This window comes from Arminella tubonensis, assembly GCF_003240585.1.
Lineage (GTDB): Bacteria > Pseudomonadota > Alphaproteobacteria > Rhizobiales > Rhizobiaceae > Rhizobium > Rhizobium tubonense.
In genome coordinates, this window is the sequence record NZ_PCDP01000036.1 from 100,606 (window position 1) to 115,564 (window position 14,959).

The window sequence follows — 14,959 nt, forward strand, 5'->3', positions numbered from 1 at the left end:
TTAACGTCGCGAATCTCAGTCCCATCAATTGGCGGAAACCAAGCCGCCATAGTGTAATCAGGAGGACGCTTGCATGTTCCTACGTCGACTGCGTCTGAAAGATCTTCGCTCCATTGCAGAGCTCGACATGCAATTCGTCCAGTCGAGCGGTGATGTTCGCCCTTGGACCTTTGTCTTGGGAGAAAATGGCGCGGGCAAGAGCACAATTCTTCGCGCCTTGGCGCTTGTCACCGCGGGAGGGGAGGCACTCCCCGAAATTGTAGGTGATCCCGACACTTGGATACGTGTTGGAAGTGACACCGCTACGATCGAACTCGACTACGCCACGTCGGAAAATCAACCACGATATGCTCAGCTCATTTTGCGGCGCGGCGAAGGTATCCGGAAACTTCTAGAGGCAAATGCTGAAACTCTCGAGCAGATCGATGCAGCGCTGGCCCACGCTACCCGGAACTATTTCGTAGTAGGTTATGGTGTCTCGCGCCGCCGGTCTGCCGAGCCGATCAGCTGGTCCGGAATGGCAGGGAGCTATAGGAACAATCGGGCCCAAAGCGTAGCGACGCTCTTTTCCCCTGACGCTACACTTGTTTCCATCGAGCAATGGGCTCTTGATCTCGATTATCGCCGTGGAGCGCAAGGGCTTCGGCCTGTTAGAAAGGCGCTCGACACGCTTTTGGCTGACGCCAAGTTTGACAGCATTGACAAGGAGCGCCGCCAGCTTCTGTTCCAGACGCCTGATGGAGTGCTACCGCTCTCGCAGCTCAGCGATGGCTATCAGGCAATGACAGCGTGGTGCGGCGACGTGTTGTTCAGGATTACGGAGACCTTTGCGGATCGCACCGATCCGCTGAGTGCACGGGGTGTTCTACTCATCGATGAACTTGACTTGCACCTTCATCCGATATGGCAGCGTCAACTGGTCAGCTTCATCAAACGCACGCTTCCTAATTTTCAAGTGGTAGCTACCACTCATTCCCCCCTAACGGTGCACCAGGCAGAAGAGGGCGAACTCTTTGTCCTAAAGCGCCCGGAGCGGGGCAACGCGGCCTCAGCTTTGACGCAGTTTGAAGGCGCGCCGAATAAGCTCATGCTGCATCAGCTAATTCAGAGCCCGTTTTTTGGTCTCGAGACCCTCGACTCTCCACAGGTGGCAAGCCTTCGTCGAGAGTTGCGATCGCTCAAGGGCGTTGCGGAAGAGGCTCCGGCAGATGGAGGGCGAACAGTGGCCTCTGAAACGGCAGCAAGTCCTCGGCCGGCATCGCAGGCCGCACGATCAAAAAGAGTGAAACAGATCGAGATCGAGCTTGCCTCTGTTCCAAACTGGAGCAAGGTCCCAGAGTATCTGCAGTCGACTAACAATCTGTTGCGTCAAATATCGGAAGAATTATCGACGGGTTCCGGGTCCGCGCGTGCATCTAAAAGGGCAACAAAGTCGCGATCGGATGTTGGCAATGGAGGCGAGTCGTGATCCGGCTGACGCGTCTCCGCACCGCAACGGGACTGCCGCGCGACTTCACGGGCGCGCGTCTGCTCGAAAAGCATCAGGACTTGGTGACCCGCTTTTTCTCCGGACAAGTGGAGCCGCCAATCAAATGGACATCGTCCAAATGGAAATCGGCAAAAAAACGACTCAAATTCGAGACCAGCGGAAAATGCGCATACTGCGAAGCATCAACTGATGTTGTCGCGCATGGCGACGTCGAACACTTCAGGCCGAAGTCCACGTATTGGTGGCTCGCATATGACTTTGACAATTATGTCTTTGCTTGCCAGATCTGCAACCAGATTTACAAGGGGGACAACTTTCCGATCTCGGGGCAGCGACTCGGATCACCTCTCTTGCCCAACGCTCAACCGGCAGACGCTCAGTTGACGCAGCTTGTTCAAACCCTGGTCCGTGATGTGACATCGACAACCGATGAGGAGCTAGTTGCACTCTGGGGGGGGGAGGGCGCGGATCTAATCCACCCTTACCTTGAAGATCCGTCAGAGCTCCTGACATATGAGGCCGACGATGCCAATCGTGAAGTTTGGATTCGTGCCAACGTCGGGGAACGGGCGGTACGTGCACATGATGCGGCCGTGAAATTCCTGGGCCTAAATCGTGAAGAATTGCGTCGGCTACGCTATGAGCAACTCGACCTCTTGCGGATATTAAAGTCAAGTTTTGATGAGCCACGGCTCTCAGACGACATAAAAGCGAGAATCAGAGCGAAATTCGATGAGATGAGCCGGGCAGCTTATCCTTTCGCGGGTTTGAACCGCTTTTTCCTTCGTGAATGGCACGTGCTCTGAGGTCGATTGTCAATGTTTACCCAAGTTGTTTGTGCTGGCGACTCTTGCTCCGCAAGCTACATCGAATAGGTGACGCCCATGCGCGAAAACTTTAACTTAACAACTCTGCGTAAACTGCGAGATCGGGTCGCTGGAATTTGTTCTAGACCGGGGTGTAGAAGGTTGACTATCGGCCCTAAGACCGACTTCGGTGTGTTAAATATCGGTGAAGGAGCGCATATCACTGCGGCCTCATCTGACGGGCCGCGTTTCGATCCGAGGCTGTCAGTGGCGCAACGAGTCCATTTTAGCAATGGCATTTGGCTCTGCCGGAATTGTCATCGCCTAGTTGATGGAGACGCAGGGTCCTTTCCTGTTGAGCTGTTGCGCAGTTGGAAGTCGGATGCAGAGGCTCTGGCGCGGCTTAATCTATTAGATGGGCCAAGGGAGCTCACTGGTGTACGTGAATATCTCGATGCCAGAGTTACTGAGGCCCAACCAACGGGCTATATTCGCTTTATCGGGGTCGCTGACGTCGATAAACGGAGCGTTTCTGAGGCGATTGAGGCAAGTGATGAGGTAGACATCCGCTACTCTGATTCAATTGAAAAGGCGCTTGTTCAACTTCAATGGCGCGACAAAGATCCAGATGCACATATGGCACAGAATCCGCACCGAAAGGAAATTGAGCCTAACTTACGCGGGGAGATCGCCGCGTTTTATCATTCGCACAATAAGCGACTTTTGAAGCGTGTGAGTTTAATCGCTGAGCACAACTCTGCGGGCCTTTGTCGCCTTCTCGAAATTCTTCGGGAACTGAATGCCTCGCTTTCTCAGAGAGAAAATTCAGTAGCGACTTTTGCAGCGCTGGCGGCGCTACGGTTGGTTCTGATCCTGAAGGACGGGTACGACTGGGATGAAGAGGGCGTGCGCCATTGGTTCGAGTCGTTGCAGGTTGAGACCACAGTTGGGCCAAGCCTTTTGCCTCTGGTGCCCAAAGTCAGCCATACCGGCAGTGCGACGTTCGGCTCCAGGTTTTGGTGTGCAGCCCGAGTAGGTTCGGAAAACATCTACGAGTATGCGATGTTCCCGTACGAGCGGGTACTGCCACTCTTCCTTGGGGGCGTTCGCGGCGATCGAGAGGCATTCTTTCAATGGGTGTTGCCGCAAATTTTTGACAGCAATCGCCTTAGCCTTCGACGTGAAGCAAACAAAATTTCTCCCGAAGACTGGGAGCCGTTCCTCCTGCATGGAAGTCACCTTGAGTGGTGGAGCCGGCATAGAGATTGTCCTTGGGGAACCATCAATGAGCGCTAAAGTTCATCGCTCGTCCGCCGACGTTGATCATGATATTATCGACACACGAAATACGGCATGGGCGCGAAGTTTGGGATTATGTCTTATGTTTGCGTGAATTGCTCTTCATCCACTCGGAACGCCTGAATAGATATTCCACAGTCCGAACCCTGTCGAAGCAGCGAAATTCCTTATGGCGACACCTAAAATACTAAGCACTTAAATTCTCTCCTCTTTTGCTATCGTATGCCATTCAAACTAAGGGGGTCGGCGGTTCGGTTCCCTTCAAGGCGTGGGAATCCGGTCTGGACTCTGCACCCATTTTCGGAGCTTTGATTCCTGTGCATATTTCCGAATAACAACAGCCGCGGAAGTGGTGCACTCTTGCGGACCAGCCCGCTGTCCAGAAAACGGCCGTTTACCGGACACTCATATGCTCAGTCCCGACCTCGCCAAGCGACTGAATAAGGCTGAGGTCGATAGGCATGGCCGCGGCTGGGAGCATACCAGCGATCACGCGCCGGTTTGGATCGAGCTATCAGACAATCAGATCCGGCGGAAAAAGAGTGAGTAATGACGGAGGCCCTCACAGAAAGATGTGCACGACTATGGACGTCACTATAGCATTCAAGCCCATTGCGATGCCCGAAAACAACCCTGCAACTGGGTTCACCGAATAGGCTCGCGCAGTACCTATCCCGTGTGATGCCAATCCGACTGCGAAACCCCGGGCGCCGTAATCACGCACGCCCATCGCATTCATCATCGGGGTGACAACGACCGCTCCGCAGATCCCGGTGAGAACGACCACCGCAGCAGTCAAAGACGGATCGCCGGCCAGACTTTTGGATATTGCCATGGCGACTGCCGCGGTCGTGGATTTCGGCGCGAGAGAAGCCGTAATGAACTCAGGAAATCCGAGCGCCTCGCTCAGGAGGATCGTGGATCCTACCGCCGTCAGGCTTCCGACCGTTAAGGCGACGATCATCGGCAACAGATTCCGCCTCACGAGTGCGAACTTTTCGTAGAGCGGGATCCCCAGTGCGACCGTCGCTGGCCCCAGGAGAAAGTGAATGAACTGCGCACCTTCGAAGTATCGTTGGTAATCGATGCCGGTCAGGTAGAGGATGAGGGCTATGATTACAATCGACATCAGTGTCGGGTTGAACAGCGGATTGCTGGGTCTCAGTCCGGCAAGGAACGTTGCGAAGATCCATATTACCAAGGTTCCGCTTAGCCAAAGCAGCGGCGAGGTTGCGAGGTAGACCCACAAACCGTCACTCATCAGACGCACCTCCGAAGATCCGCTTCGCAAGGACGAACGACCACACCGTGACGGCGAGGGTGATCACCGTCGACACGACAATGAGCGCGAGCAGGGCGAGCCCGTGCGCGACCAAAACGTCGATATGCTTCACAATGCCAACGCCAGCGGGAACGAATAGAATCCCGAGATTTGCCAAAATCGCTTTCGACGTGTCGATTGTCTGGCTTTGAGCACTCTGTACGCGTTGCCACTTCGCCATCGTCAGTAGCGCAATTGCTATCAGCGCCATCCCCAGAACCGGACCGGGTACGAGACCACCGATCTCATAGGCGAGGATTTCGCCGATGAGCTGGAAGGTGAGGAGCGTTGCAATGCCGACGATCATGACCGTGCCTCCTGGCTCAGGACGGGGCGCGACCTGTCCCCGCCAGATACGGCACTGGTAGAACCCGCTGCCCTGTGCGGCAAGATTCCGACATCAAAAGCCTATGAGACTCCGGCTCGCCTTACTCAATTTTACCCACAATGCACTCTGCTTTGCCGCCGCCTTTGTCGATCATCGCGTATTTCCTCTCTTGTGGTTCACCAGGGATACGGAGTGGTGGATCTGGAACCATCGGTATTTCCAAGGGAGGAAAAGCATGCATTCGACGATAGGCACTTTTTACAGAAGCGCGCGCCATGCAGCCAAGGGCTGTTTCATGGGGACTGCGCTCCTTGCGACGTCTGTCGCGGTAGCAAACTCTGCCGCCGCGGCCGAAATGAACTGGCGACAGTTCGAGGGCACCACGATCACATGGGCCTACGACATCCATCCGTATGCTGACGCCCTCAGCGCTGAACTTCCGGAATTTGAGAAACTGACTGGGATCAAGGTAACGCCCGAACTCTATCCGGACGACTCCTACTGGAGTAAAATGACGATCCAGCTCACCACGAAATCTCCTGCGTGGGACGTCTTCGGTACGGGCATCCAGCCGGCATGGGATCTCGCGCCGAGCGGTTCTATTGAGCCCCTGAACAAGTATCTCAATGATCCGACGCTCACCGATGCGTCCTACGACTACAATGACTTCTTCCCAGCACTGCGTTCGGCGCTGACCTGGAAGATAGAAGATGGTCAGATCGCACCAGGAGAAGGCGGCGAAGTCTGGGCAATTCCGCACGCATTCGAGAACATCCAGCTCTTCTATCGCAAGGACATCCTCGACAAATACCAGATCGCGGTACCAACCACTCCGCCAGAGATGGCAGCAGCCTGCGAAAAGCTGAAGGCAGCCGATCCCAAGATCACACCCCTTGGCGTTCGCGGGGTCCGCTTCTGGAGCAGCATCCACACCGCCGCCGTTTCCATCGCGCAGTCCTATGGTGTGAAGGATTGGGTCATGAAGGATGGCAAGCTCGACACCGGTCTCGACTCGCCAGAGTCCATCGCGTTCCACAAAGACTACGTCGATATGATCAAGAAGTGCGCAGCGCCGTCCTTCGCCAATGACAACTGGTACCAGGTCGTCGACGGAATCTCGTCCGGACGCACAGCGATGGCGATCGACTCCAATATGTTCGGCTTCTGGAACGACGTGAAGGGTCAGCCCGCTTCGGGGAAGATCGCATTCGCTCCGCCGCTCCATGCTCCGAGTGCCAAGTCCTTCAACTCCAACATTTGGATCTGGTCGCTCGCCATGAACGCTGCGTCCGAGAAAAAGGGCGCTGCCTGGCTCTTCATGCAGTGGGCGACGTCGAAGAAGGTAACACTGGCGGGCGCCGTCGCTGGCAAACTCGTCAACCCTCCGCGTACGTCAACCTGGGCTGACAAGGCTTGGGTCGATTACGCATCCCAGCCCGAGTTCAACAACTTCGTCGAAAGCTTCAAAACCACTCAGGACCAAGCGGCCCTGGCATTCACGCCACGAGTAGGTTTCGGCGAAGCGATGAACGCTTGGGCAGTCGCCATGCAGAAGATGGTCAACGGTGACGATGTCGAAACCACGCTCCACGCGCTGGCCGAAGAAGTCCGCGCGGGTCTCTGAGAACGGGCGGGGTGGCGGCACACCCGCCACCCCCTTCAAGGACAAATGGAGAATGCCATGACATCTCACGTTTCGAAGGTGGTGTCGCTGCGATCGGAGGCATCGTCAGCCAAAACCTTTCACGCAGCGGAAACGGAAGACGCGGAACGCAAGGTCGACTGGGTAAGCCTCCTTGTCATCGCTCCCGCGATACTGATCCTGCTCGGTTTCCTCGTTCTCTTTTTCTACGGCGTCTATCAGTCTCTTACCGACATGCGCCTTGGCCGACCGGTGGTCCGTTTCGTCGGCTTTGCCAATTACATCGCGCTCATGAAGACGAGCGACTTCTGGAATTCTGTGCGGGTGACCATCGTCTACGCCCTGTCCGCGGTTTTCATCGAGGCACTGATCGGTTTGGCGATCGCGAAGCTCTTTGCAACCGGTGTAACGCTGGCGCGCTGGCTGCGGCCGTTCATTCTACTTCCACTGGTACTTCCGCCGATGAGCGTGGCCTTGATGTGGACGACAATGATGAACCCTCAGAGTGGCATCCTGAACTACCTATTCTCGCTTGTTGGGATGGGCCCGTTTTTATGGATTTCCAGTCCCGCCACCGCATTGATCTCCATCATCCTGATCGATGTCTGGACCTACACGCCATTTTTTGCCCTGATCATCTTCGCCGGGCTTCAGGGGATTACCGATGACTTGCGAGAGGCAGCGCGCATCAACGGTGCGAGATCCTGGGCGACCTTCATCAATATCGAGCTGCCGCTCGTCGCACCCTATATCCTCATTGCGGCCGTCTTCCGCCTCATCGAATCCTTCAACCAATTCGACATCATCTTCGGAACGACCCAAGGGGGTCCCGGAAATTCGACCTCTGCACTTTCAGTCCAAGCCTACATCTCGGCGTTTCAAAACCTGACGTTCGGTCGGGGGGCGGCGATGATGGTCGTGAACTGGTTGATCGTCCTGATCGGGGCAACACTGATGGTCAGAGCCTGGCAGGCGGTCCGCCGCCGGGTGCACTGAGGGAGAAACTCATGGACTTTACACGCAAACCAATCACAACCCTCGTGTTGAACGTCCTGGTGGCGCTATGTGCCCTGGTCCTTGCCTTCCCGCTGGTCTGGATCGTCATGATGTCGCTCAAGGACCAGAACGAGGTCATGGCCTGGCCGCCGACGTTCTTGTTCACTCCGACGCTGGAAAACTTCCGGGTGCTGTTCGATGTCGCCCAGGCCGGTGCGACCAGCTACGGAACCATCAAGGTCGACTTCCTGACGCCGATTATCAATAGCGTGGTCGTCGCACTTGGATCGGTCGTCGTCTCGCTTGTCGTCGGTGTTCCCGCAGGATACGTCCTCGCCCGTCGCGAGGTACCCTTTAAGGAAGACATTGCGTTTTTCATTCTTGGGTTCCGGTTCGCACCCGTTCTTCTCGTCGTCATCCCGCTCTTCAATCTCTTCCAGTCGATGGGCCTGTATGACACCTATTTTGGGATGATCTGGGTCTACCAGGTGATCACTCTTCCAATGATTGTCTGGCTGAGCCGCTCCTATGTCGAGGACATCCCGAAGGACATTGAGGAAGCGGCGGCTATCGACGGCGCAAAGCCTGTCCGCGTTGTTCTTCACATTGTGCTTCCACTGCTGAAGACCGGTCTGATCGGCGCATCGCTGCTCGTGTTTCTGCTTGCCTGGCACAACTTCGCGCTCGGCTTGATGTTGAGCTCGACGAAGGCGCCCGTAACCGTTGCTCTTCTCAAGCTGCTCAACCCGGGCGTTCAATTCTACCCGGTGATGGCAGCGGGACTTGTGGTCACGATGATTGTGCCTGTGATCCTGATCGTGTTCGGACAACGCCATCTCGAACGCGGCCTCACCTTCGGAGCGGTCAAATGAGCACGCGCCCTCTGATATTCTTCGGTACAACCAACCTGGACCTCTGCTTCAACGTCGAGCGTCTGCCCACACCGGGCGAGAGCCTCATCGGATCTCTGGTTCGAAACGCAGGCGGCAAAGGCGCCAATCAGGCCGTTGCTGCCGCCAGGCTCGGCCTTACACCGCGGCTCTTCACAAGGCTCGGTGATGACGAAGCCGGCGTCGAGCTTCTGCGTTCGCTGGTCAACGCAGGCGTCGATACGCAAGCTGTCCAGATCGCCTCGGGTGAAGTCTCTGGGTCGGCCCTCGTGATGGTTGGCGACGACGGCGGAAACATGATCGTCATCGATCCCGGCGCGAATGCGAATGTAACGTCTGACATCATCGAAGGCGCCGCGCACTACATCCAGAAGGACGCGATCGTCGTCGCCGAAATGGGGCTTCCCACGGCCGCCCTTGAGCGATTGTTCGCCCTGAAGGACGAACGCGGGTTCACGTTGATCTTCAACCCCGCGCCGGTCCGGCACGGCTTGACGCGGGACGCGTGGTCGAAGGTGGACTTTGTCACACCGAACGAGTCCGAGGCATACGAGCTGACCGGTATCGAAATCGTGTCGATGGAGGAAGCAGCCCAGGCTGCGAACGCCCTGCTGGCGCTCGGGCCCAAGGCCGCTCTTATAACGCTTGGCGAACGCGGGGCCTACTTCTCTGACGGCAATCAGACGTTCCTGGTGCCGGCTTTCCCGGTCGTCGTCGTCGACACGACTGCAGCGGGAGACGCCTTCAACGGGGGATTTGCCGCAGCCCTTGCGACCGGCACCCCAATCCGCGCCGCAGTTCGGCAAGCCATGGCAGTTGCGGCCCTTTGTGTCACCCGCAGGGGCGCTCAGCAGGCCATGCCATCGGTCGCCGAGGTGGACGAATTTCTCAATCACAAAACGCTTATGGAGATATAATGACCAATTCCCTTTTCACGATGTCGGGCAAAACGGTCCTCGTCACCGGTGCAGGCGGCGGTATCGGCGCCGCGATCACGGCTGCGTTCCTGGAGAGCGGCGCGACGGTCATCGCGACTGATGCGAATAAGGATGCGCTCGACAAAACGCTTGCTACGGTTGAGGGTGGAGATCGCGTCGTCGCGCTGGCGATGGACGTTACAAGCGAGCCGGACATCGGCCGGGTGATGGACACGGTTGCCGAGCGGTTTGGCCGTATCGACGTCCTTGTGAACAATGCGGGCATAAAATCCGGTGAAACGCTTTTGTCTGGCGACAAGGCAAAGATCGACCGGACCATGGAAATCAACTCGGGGGCAGTTCTGCTGTGCTCGAAGCTGGTGGTCAACCGTTTCATGAAGGATGGCGGCGGGCGCATCGTCAACATCGGATCTTCGCTTTCCTCCCAAGGCGCCGTGTTCAACTACCAGGCAGGCGGCGCCGACTACTGCTTCTCGAAAGCCGTTGTCCATGACTTGACCAAGCTCCTGGCCTACGAGTGCGCACCATTCGGGATCAACGTGAACGGCGTCGCACCTGGCATTATCGACACACCTATGCATGGTCGTCCTCGCGAGGAGACGGAAGCGCGTCACGCTGGGAGAATTCCGCTCGGCCGAGTGGGTACGCCCGAGGACGTGGCAGGTCTGGCCGTCTTTCTGTCGACGCCCGCAGCGACATATATCACCGGACAGATCGTGCATGTGAACGGCGGGATGTTGATGAATGGATAAGCTGCAATCTGCCTGGCCGGTTATCCGGGGCGTTGTGTCGGACCTCGATGGCGTGGTCTACCGTGGCAAGACCCCGATCGAAGACGCGGTCGAGGTCTTCAAACGTTGGAAAGCGGACGGGATCCCGTACTGCTTCGTGACGAACAACTCGACGCACACGGCAGAGGACGTCGTGGCTAAGCTCGTTTCGTTCGGCCTCGATGCCACTCTGGATGACGTCGTCACCTCGGCGGTGACGGCTGCCCAGATCGTGCGGCAGAGGTTTCCCGAAGGAACACGTGTCTATGTCATCGGCGCGCCGTCTTTAAAGAAGGCCATCTCCGAAGCCGATCTTGAAATCACCGACAAGGATCCGTCCGTCGTCGTCATGGGTCTCGACCGCGAAATCAGCCATGAGAAACTTCGAATTGCGGTCGACGCTATCCTGAAAGGCGCGCTGCTGATCGGGACCAATCCCGATCTTTTGTTGCCGACGCCGACCGGTTTCGAGCCGGGCGCAGGCGCAATTCTGACCGCCGTTGCGACAGCGGCGCGTGTCCGCCCGATCATCGTTGGCAAGCCGGAAGTTCATATGATCGAGGCGGCGCTCAAGCGACTTGGGACCGATCGCTCGTCGACACTGATGATCGGCGATCAGATACCGACGGATATCCAGGCGGGAAAGAAAGCGGGGCTCTGCTGCGTGCTCGTTACAACGGGAGTACCGCCGGTGGAGGACGCGAGCCTGTTGCCGCCCGATTTCACCATCGCAACGCTTAAGGAAATACCGGTCACGCGCTGAGGAGGCGTACGACCCATCTAAAGGAGGAACACATGGCCGACGTCCAACTCGAGGGCATTCGAAAGAAATATGGCAGTCTGGAGATCCTTCGCGACATCGATCTCGAGATCGAGCATGGCGAGTTCGTGGTCTTCGTAGGACCGTCCGGATCCGGCAAGTCGACGCTGCTGAGAATGATCGGTGGGCTCGAGCAGATCACAGGCGGCACGCTGAAGATCGACAGCAAAATCGTGAACCGCGTTGACGCCGCAGACCGGAACCTAGGGATGGTCTTCCAAAGCTACGCGCTTTATCCGCACCTTACTGTCCGCGACAATCTGGCGTTTCCTCTACGGATGGCGAAAGTGAAGAAAGCCGAGATCGCCGCGAAGGTCAACGACGCCGCAAAGCTCCTGCAGATCGAACATCTGCTCGACCGGAAGCCAAAGCAGCTATCAGGCGGCCAGCGTCAGCGGGTCGCCATCGGCCGAGCGATCGTCAGGGAGCCAAAAGTCTTTCTCTTCGACGAGCCGCTCTCCAACCTCGACACTGAACTGCGCGTGCAAATGCGGGTTCAAATTGCCAAGCTCCATCGCCAGCTCGGCAACACGATGATCTACGTGACCCACGACCAGGTCGAAGCGATGACCATGGCGGACAAGATTGTCGTGCTGAAGGATGGCCGCATTGAGCAGGTCGGCAGCCCGCACGATCTCTATCATCGACCGGCCACTGAATTCGTCGCGGGCTTCATTGGTTCCCCCCGCATGAACTTCCTTCCGAGCCAGGTTCTTTCCAGGAATGACGGCCAGGTGGAGGTTGCAGTAGCTTCCAACGGTCACTGGCTGCCCGTTGATGGCACCGCTGTCGGACCCGGGACAAAAGTCACGCTCGGCGTCCGCCCCGACGACTTCATCTCGCCGTCAGGAAATGCTGGCGAACTGATCCTCGACATCGATGTCGACTTCGTCGAACACCTTGGCAGCGCGACTTATCTATACGGCACGGCTCTGGGCGAAAGCGTCGTCGCCCGATCTCCCGGGGATCAATTCCATCTCGGAAGGCAGGGAAAGGTTTCATTGGCCGTTGCGGTGTCGGATTGTCATGTCTTCGCAGACGATGGCAAAGCTCTTTCGAGACTTCAGGCCCCGAAAAGCTGGAGTTGAAACTTCGTGCTGGATAGCCGATCCTGCTGACGTCGAAACACAGGATTTTTTGCCATATCCGGGCTCAGACAGTTTTTGAATGATTCAAGGTCGTTCTTGCTTGGGGCCGCAATTGGCTCCGGCATGACGGCGCGCGCCGCCGAGCGGGCCGGAGCCGACTTTGTCCTGGCCCTCAACGCCGGCCGCTTTAGAGCGATGGGCGGATCGTCGCCGGCGTCTATCCTTCCCTTGCGGGACAGCAACGCGTTCGTGGAGGGTTTTGGCCGCTCCGAAATCCTCCGCAGCACACGCCTCCCTGTCTTCTTCGGCTCCTGCACGTTCAATCCTGCGTTGGACCTCGATGCATTTCTCGATCGGCTCAAGAGATGGGGTTTTGCCGGCGTCACGAACTTCCCCTCCGTGATACATCTCGATGAACCGCGACGCTCTATCCTAGAGGACAACAATCTGGGTTATCAGCGCGAGGTCGAGCTTCTCGTGAAGGCTCGGCAACGGGGGATGATGACCATCGCCTACACACGCACGCAGAGCGAGGCGAGGCGCATGGTGGAGGCGGGCGTCGAAGCGATTGCCATGAACTTCAACCTCAATCCTGCAGAGACCGCCCAGTCAGCGTCATCGATAGGTCTTGCTGAACTGGCTGCAAGAACACGAGACATCGCAAGGACCGTCCACAGTATCGATCGCAATGTCGTCTGCCTGCTCGGAGGCGGTCCCATCACCAAGCCGGAAGAGCTGATGGATGTCTGCAGGGAAACCGGGACGCAGGGCTTCATCGGCGGGTCCTCGCTCGACCGGGTGCCACTTGAGACGTCCGTTCTGGAGATGACTTCCGGCTTTAAGACCATCAACGTCCTACGCGAAAAGGTCGATCTTCTTGAGCGCCAGCTTCAGCTTAACGGCTACAGGCACGGCGTCATCGCGCGGTCGGCCACCATGAACAAGGCACTCGATGCGGCGAAAAGACTGGCAGCCGGAACCAATCCCGTTCTGATCGTCGGAGAAACCGGCGCTGGCAAACGAAGGGTCGCTTCCCTCGTTCACTCTCTCGGTGGTCGCAAGCATCGGAAACCTGTCATGTTCCCCTGCCGCCCGACGCCTGGAAGTCAGAATGCGGTCGCGCTTTTCGGGCTGGAAGCCGACAAGGATACGCGACGCCGGATTTCTGTGCTTGAGACAGCTGCGGAAACATCACTCGTCATTCTTCATGTTCATGACCTTTCGCCCGCAGAGCAGGACAAGCTTGCGGACCTCCTGGAAACTGGAACCTATACCGCCCAGAACGGCGCGACCACGACACGGGCCGAGGCTAAGATCATTGCGACCTGTACGATCCCTGCCCGAAGCCGTCCCTCGGATTGGCCCATCACCGCGCGCCTGCGGGAGGCTTTTGCTGGGCTTGCGATCGTGCTTCCACCAATGCGGGATCGCCTGGAGGACCTTCCGGCGTTGATCCATCATTTTACGATCGAGACGAAAGGAAATGCGTCGGCAGGCGCCCTGGCGATCGAGAATTCTGCATTTCTCGCTCTCGCGAGCCATTCATGGCCCGGCAATGTTCGAGAACTCCGCCACGTCGTCGAACAGTTGGCCATTCTGCCTGCCGACGTCGTGATCGCTGCGGATCACATCCGATCGGTTCTCGGCGTCGAGCCTGCGATCCAGGAACCGACAAATCTTTCCGAGCGGGAGTGGATCATCGACGCGTTGCGGCGCAACAAACTGCATCGAGGCAAGACGGCGCGGGCTCTCGGGCTCTCGAGAAAGACGCTCTACAATAAGATCAGGAAGCTACGGATTCTGGAGTAGCGCCGGCTGCAGACGTGAACGAAAGGACCGGCGGAAGTCCTTGGCGCTCAACATTGAGCGTTGGATCGAGCTCAAGTTCTAGAGTGTCGCTGAGAGGTCGTCCGAGGGATGTCACAGGCACGTTGACTATCGCTTCGAGCAGGCCCGACAGGCGCTGCTCCACGTTCCTTATTTCTTCCACGCGCGACGCGGTATAGACGAGCCCAAATCCGACGTCGTGAAACCATTTCATCCGATCTATCTCGATCATGTTGCCTTCATCTGTCGATGTCTGGACCTGCTTCACTTCCAACAGGGAGGCCGGAGGAAAATTGACAACTCCAGCGAAGCCTCGCTCCGCGAGCAGATCGCCCAGGTCTTCCCACAGGGTGAACGGATCAATCATCATGACTGCCGCAAAGCAGTTGGGGCCCACCGGGCGCTTAAGTTCGGTCAGCGCTTTCACAAGCTCGGAGTTCCAGTCGACAACAGGGAGTGTCGCCAAAACTAAAGGAGCCCCGCTCTGAAGGACGCCGAGCGCTGGCGCAATAATTATGCCGTCGCGCGAAGAACCATCGAGGTCGTCGCCGTCCCGCTGTTCCGCTCGTCCAATGATCGCCCATGTACCCAACTTTACCCATCTCCCGTGTTGCCCGCGGTTCTTCACGTCAGGAGCAGCGGCTATTCGTTCTTAGGATTGCTCAGGAAGCAAGCGGATACAAGGGAGGATCAATTGTCAGAGTTACGCTGCTCTCGGGGGTGGTCGTCGAGCCACGCCGGGACC

The 14,959-nt window shown here is 57.4% G+C and carries 14 protein-coding genes and 1 pseudogene; 12 read left to right on the plus strand and 3 right to left on the minus strand.

Going from position 1 to position 14,959, the window contains the following annotated elements:
• The first annotated feature begins 73 nt into the window (after nt 1–73).
• The 4 genes and pseudogenes from CPY51_RS15350 to CPY51_RS33440 form a co-directional block, all read left to right on the plus strand.
• On the plus strand, nt 74–1,468 hold the full coding sequence (locus tag CPY51_RS15350; protein ID WP_111161101.1) for an AAA family ATPase: 1,395 nt from the start codon (nt 74–76) through the stop codon (nt 1,466–1,468).
• Entirely contained in the window at nt 1,465–2,295 is an 831-nt protein-coding gene (locus tag CPY51_RS15355; protein WP_111161102.1) for an HNH endonuclease family protein, read from the plus strand. Before CPY51_RS15350 ends, CPY51_RS15355 begins: the two co-directional genes overlap by 4 nt.
• A gap of 78 nt (nt 2,296–2,373) precedes the next feature.
• The gene (locus CPY51_RS15360) at nt 2,374–3,591 is read left to right on the plus strand and encodes a hypothetical protein (RefSeq protein ID WP_195909534.1); all 1,218 of its coding nucleotides are present in this window, start codon (nt 2,374–2,376) and stop codon (nt 3,589–3,591) included.
• A gap of 403 nt (nt 3,592–3,994) precedes the next feature.
• Nucleotides 3,995–4,144 (plus strand): annotated as a pseudogene (locus tag CPY51_RS33440) (exodeoxyribonuclease III); the annotation flags it as partial.
• Nucleotides 4,145–4,156: 12 nt separating this feature from the next.
• On the opposite strand, the gene CPY51_RS15370 reads toward CPY51_RS33440, so the two are convergent.
• Both CPY51_RS15370 and CPY51_RS15375 read right to left on the minus strand, forming a co-directional pair.
• The gene (locus CPY51_RS15370) at nt 4,157–4,855 is read right to left on the minus strand and encodes an LrgB family protein (protein WP_111161104.1); all 699 of its coding nucleotides are present in this window, start codon (nt 4,853–4,855) and stop codon (nt 4,157–4,159) included.
• The gene (locus CPY51_RS15375) at nt 4,848–5,222 is read right to left on the minus strand and encodes a CidA/LrgA family protein (RefSeq protein WP_111161105.1); all 375 of its coding nucleotides are present in this window, start codon (nt 5,220–5,222) and stop codon (nt 4,848–4,850) included. Before CPY51_RS15375 ends, CPY51_RS15370 begins: the two co-directional genes overlap by 8 nt.
• A 256-nt stretch (nt 5,223–5,478) precedes the next feature.
• On the opposite strand from CPY51_RS15375, the gene CPY51_RS15380 reads away from it, so the two are divergent.
• The 8 genes from CPY51_RS15380 (at nt 5,479) to CPY51_RS15415 (ending at nt 14,196) form a co-directional block, all read left to right on the plus strand.
• Nucleotides 5,479–6,867 (plus strand): ABC transporter substrate-binding protein, encoded by a 1,389-nt coding sequence (locus CPY51_RS15380; RefSeq protein ID WP_111161106.1) that lies wholly within the window; start codon nt 5,479–5,481, stop codon nt 6,865–6,867.
• A gap of 57 nt (nt 6,868–6,924) precedes the next feature.
• Nucleotides 6,925–7,881, plus strand: a complete 957-nt coding sequence (locus tag CPY51_RS15385) for a carbohydrate ABC transporter permease (protein WP_111161107.1) — start codon at nt 6,925–6,927, stop codon at nt 7,879–7,881.
• Between the two features lie 11 nt (nt 7,882–7,892).
• On the plus strand, nt 7,893–8,753 hold the full coding sequence (locus CPY51_RS15390) for a carbohydrate ABC transporter permease (protein WP_111161108.1): 861 nt from the start codon (nt 7,893–7,895) through the stop codon (nt 8,751–8,753).
• Nucleotides 8,750–9,688 (plus strand): ribokinase, encoded by a 939-nt coding sequence (locus tag CPY51_RS15395; RefSeq protein ID WP_111161109.1) that lies wholly within the window; start codon nt 8,750–8,752, stop codon nt 9,686–9,688. Before CPY51_RS15390 ends, CPY51_RS15395 begins: the two co-directional genes overlap by 4 nt.
• Nucleotides 9,688–10,461 carry an SDR family NAD(P)-dependent oxidoreductase gene (locus CPY51_RS15400; protein WP_111161110.1) on the plus strand — a complete coding sequence of 258 codons (774 nt, stop codon included), beginning with the start codon at nt 9,688–9,690 and terminating at the stop codon, nt 10,459–10,461. Before CPY51_RS15395 ends, CPY51_RS15400 begins: the two co-directional genes overlap by 1 nt.
• Nucleotides 10,454–11,242: an HAD-IIA family hydrolase gene (locus CPY51_RS15405; protein ID WP_111161111.1), complete on the plus strand. Its 789-nt coding sequence runs from the start codon at nt 10,454–10,456 to the stop codon at nt 11,240–11,242. Before CPY51_RS15400 ends, CPY51_RS15405 begins: the two co-directional genes overlap by 8 nt.
• A 32-nt stretch (nt 11,243–11,274) precedes the next feature.
• Complete coding sequence (locus tag CPY51_RS15410; protein WP_111161112.1) at nt 11,275–12,387, plus strand: ABC transporter ATP-binding protein; 1,113 nt, start codon at nt 11,275–11,277, stop codon at nt 12,385–12,387.
• A gap of 75 nt (nt 12,388–12,462) precedes the next feature.
• Complete coding sequence (locus tag CPY51_RS15415) at nt 12,463–14,196, plus strand: phosphoenolpyruvate hydrolase family protein (protein WP_275540476.1); 1,734 nt, start codon at nt 12,463–12,465, stop codon at nt 14,194–14,196.
• Here CPY51_RS15415 and CPY51_RS15420 read toward each other — a convergent pair.
• Nucleotides 14,171–14,806 carry a hypothetical protein gene (locus tag CPY51_RS15420; protein WP_111161113.1) on the minus strand — a complete coding sequence of 212 codons (636 nt, stop codon included), beginning with the start codon at nt 14,804–14,806 and terminating at the stop codon, nt 14,171–14,173. The genes CPY51_RS15415 and CPY51_RS15420 overlap by 26 nt on opposite strands.
• Nucleotides 14,807–14,959: the final 153 nt, after the last annotated feature.

What these genes read in the sequence shown, in the direction of transcription:
- CPY51_RS15350 (WP_111161101.1), top strand. Translation starts at nt 74, where the DNA reads ATGTTCCTACGTCGACTGCGTCTGAAAGATCTTCGCTCCATTGCAGAG.
- CPY51_RS15360 (WP_195909534.1), top strand. Translation starts at nt 2,374, where the DNA reads ATGCGCGAAAACTTTAACTTAACAACTCTGCGTAAACTGCGAGATCGG.
- CPY51_RS15370 (WP_111161104.1), bottom strand. Translation starts at nt 4,855, where the DNA reads ATGAGTGACGGTTTGTGGGTCTACCTCGCAACCTCGCCGCTGCTTTGG.
- CPY51_RS15375 (WP_111161105.1), bottom strand. Translation starts at nt 5,222, where the DNA reads ATGATCGTCGGCATTGCAACGCTCCTCACCTTCCAGCTCATCGGCGAA.
- CPY51_RS15380 (WP_111161106.1), top strand. Translation starts at nt 5,479, where the DNA reads ATGCATTCGACGATAGGCACTTTTTACAGAAGCGCGCGCCATGCAGCC.
- CPY51_RS15385 (WP_111161107.1), top strand. Translation starts at nt 6,925, where the DNA reads ATGACATCTCACGTTTCGAAGGTGGTGTCGCTGCGATCGGAGGCATCG.
- CPY51_RS15390 (WP_111161108.1), top strand. Translation starts at nt 7,893, where the DNA reads ATGGACTTTACACGCAAACCAATCACAACCCTCGTGTTGAACGTCCTG.
- CPY51_RS15395 (WP_111161109.1), top strand. Translation starts at nt 8,750, where the DNA reads ATGAGCACGCGCCCTCTGATATTCTTCGGTACAACCAACCTGGACCTC.
- CPY51_RS15400 (WP_111161110.1), top strand. Translation starts at nt 9,688, where the DNA reads ATGACCAATTCCCTTTTCACGATGTCGGGCAAAACGGTCCTCGTCACC.
- CPY51_RS15405 (WP_111161111.1), top strand. Translation starts at nt 10,454, where the DNA reads ATGGATAAGCTGCAATCTGCCTGGCCGGTTATCCGGGGCGTTGTGTCG.
- CPY51_RS15410 (WP_111161112.1), top strand. Translation starts at nt 11,275, where the DNA reads ATGGCCGACGTCCAACTCGAGGGCATTCGAAAGAAATATGGCAGTCTG.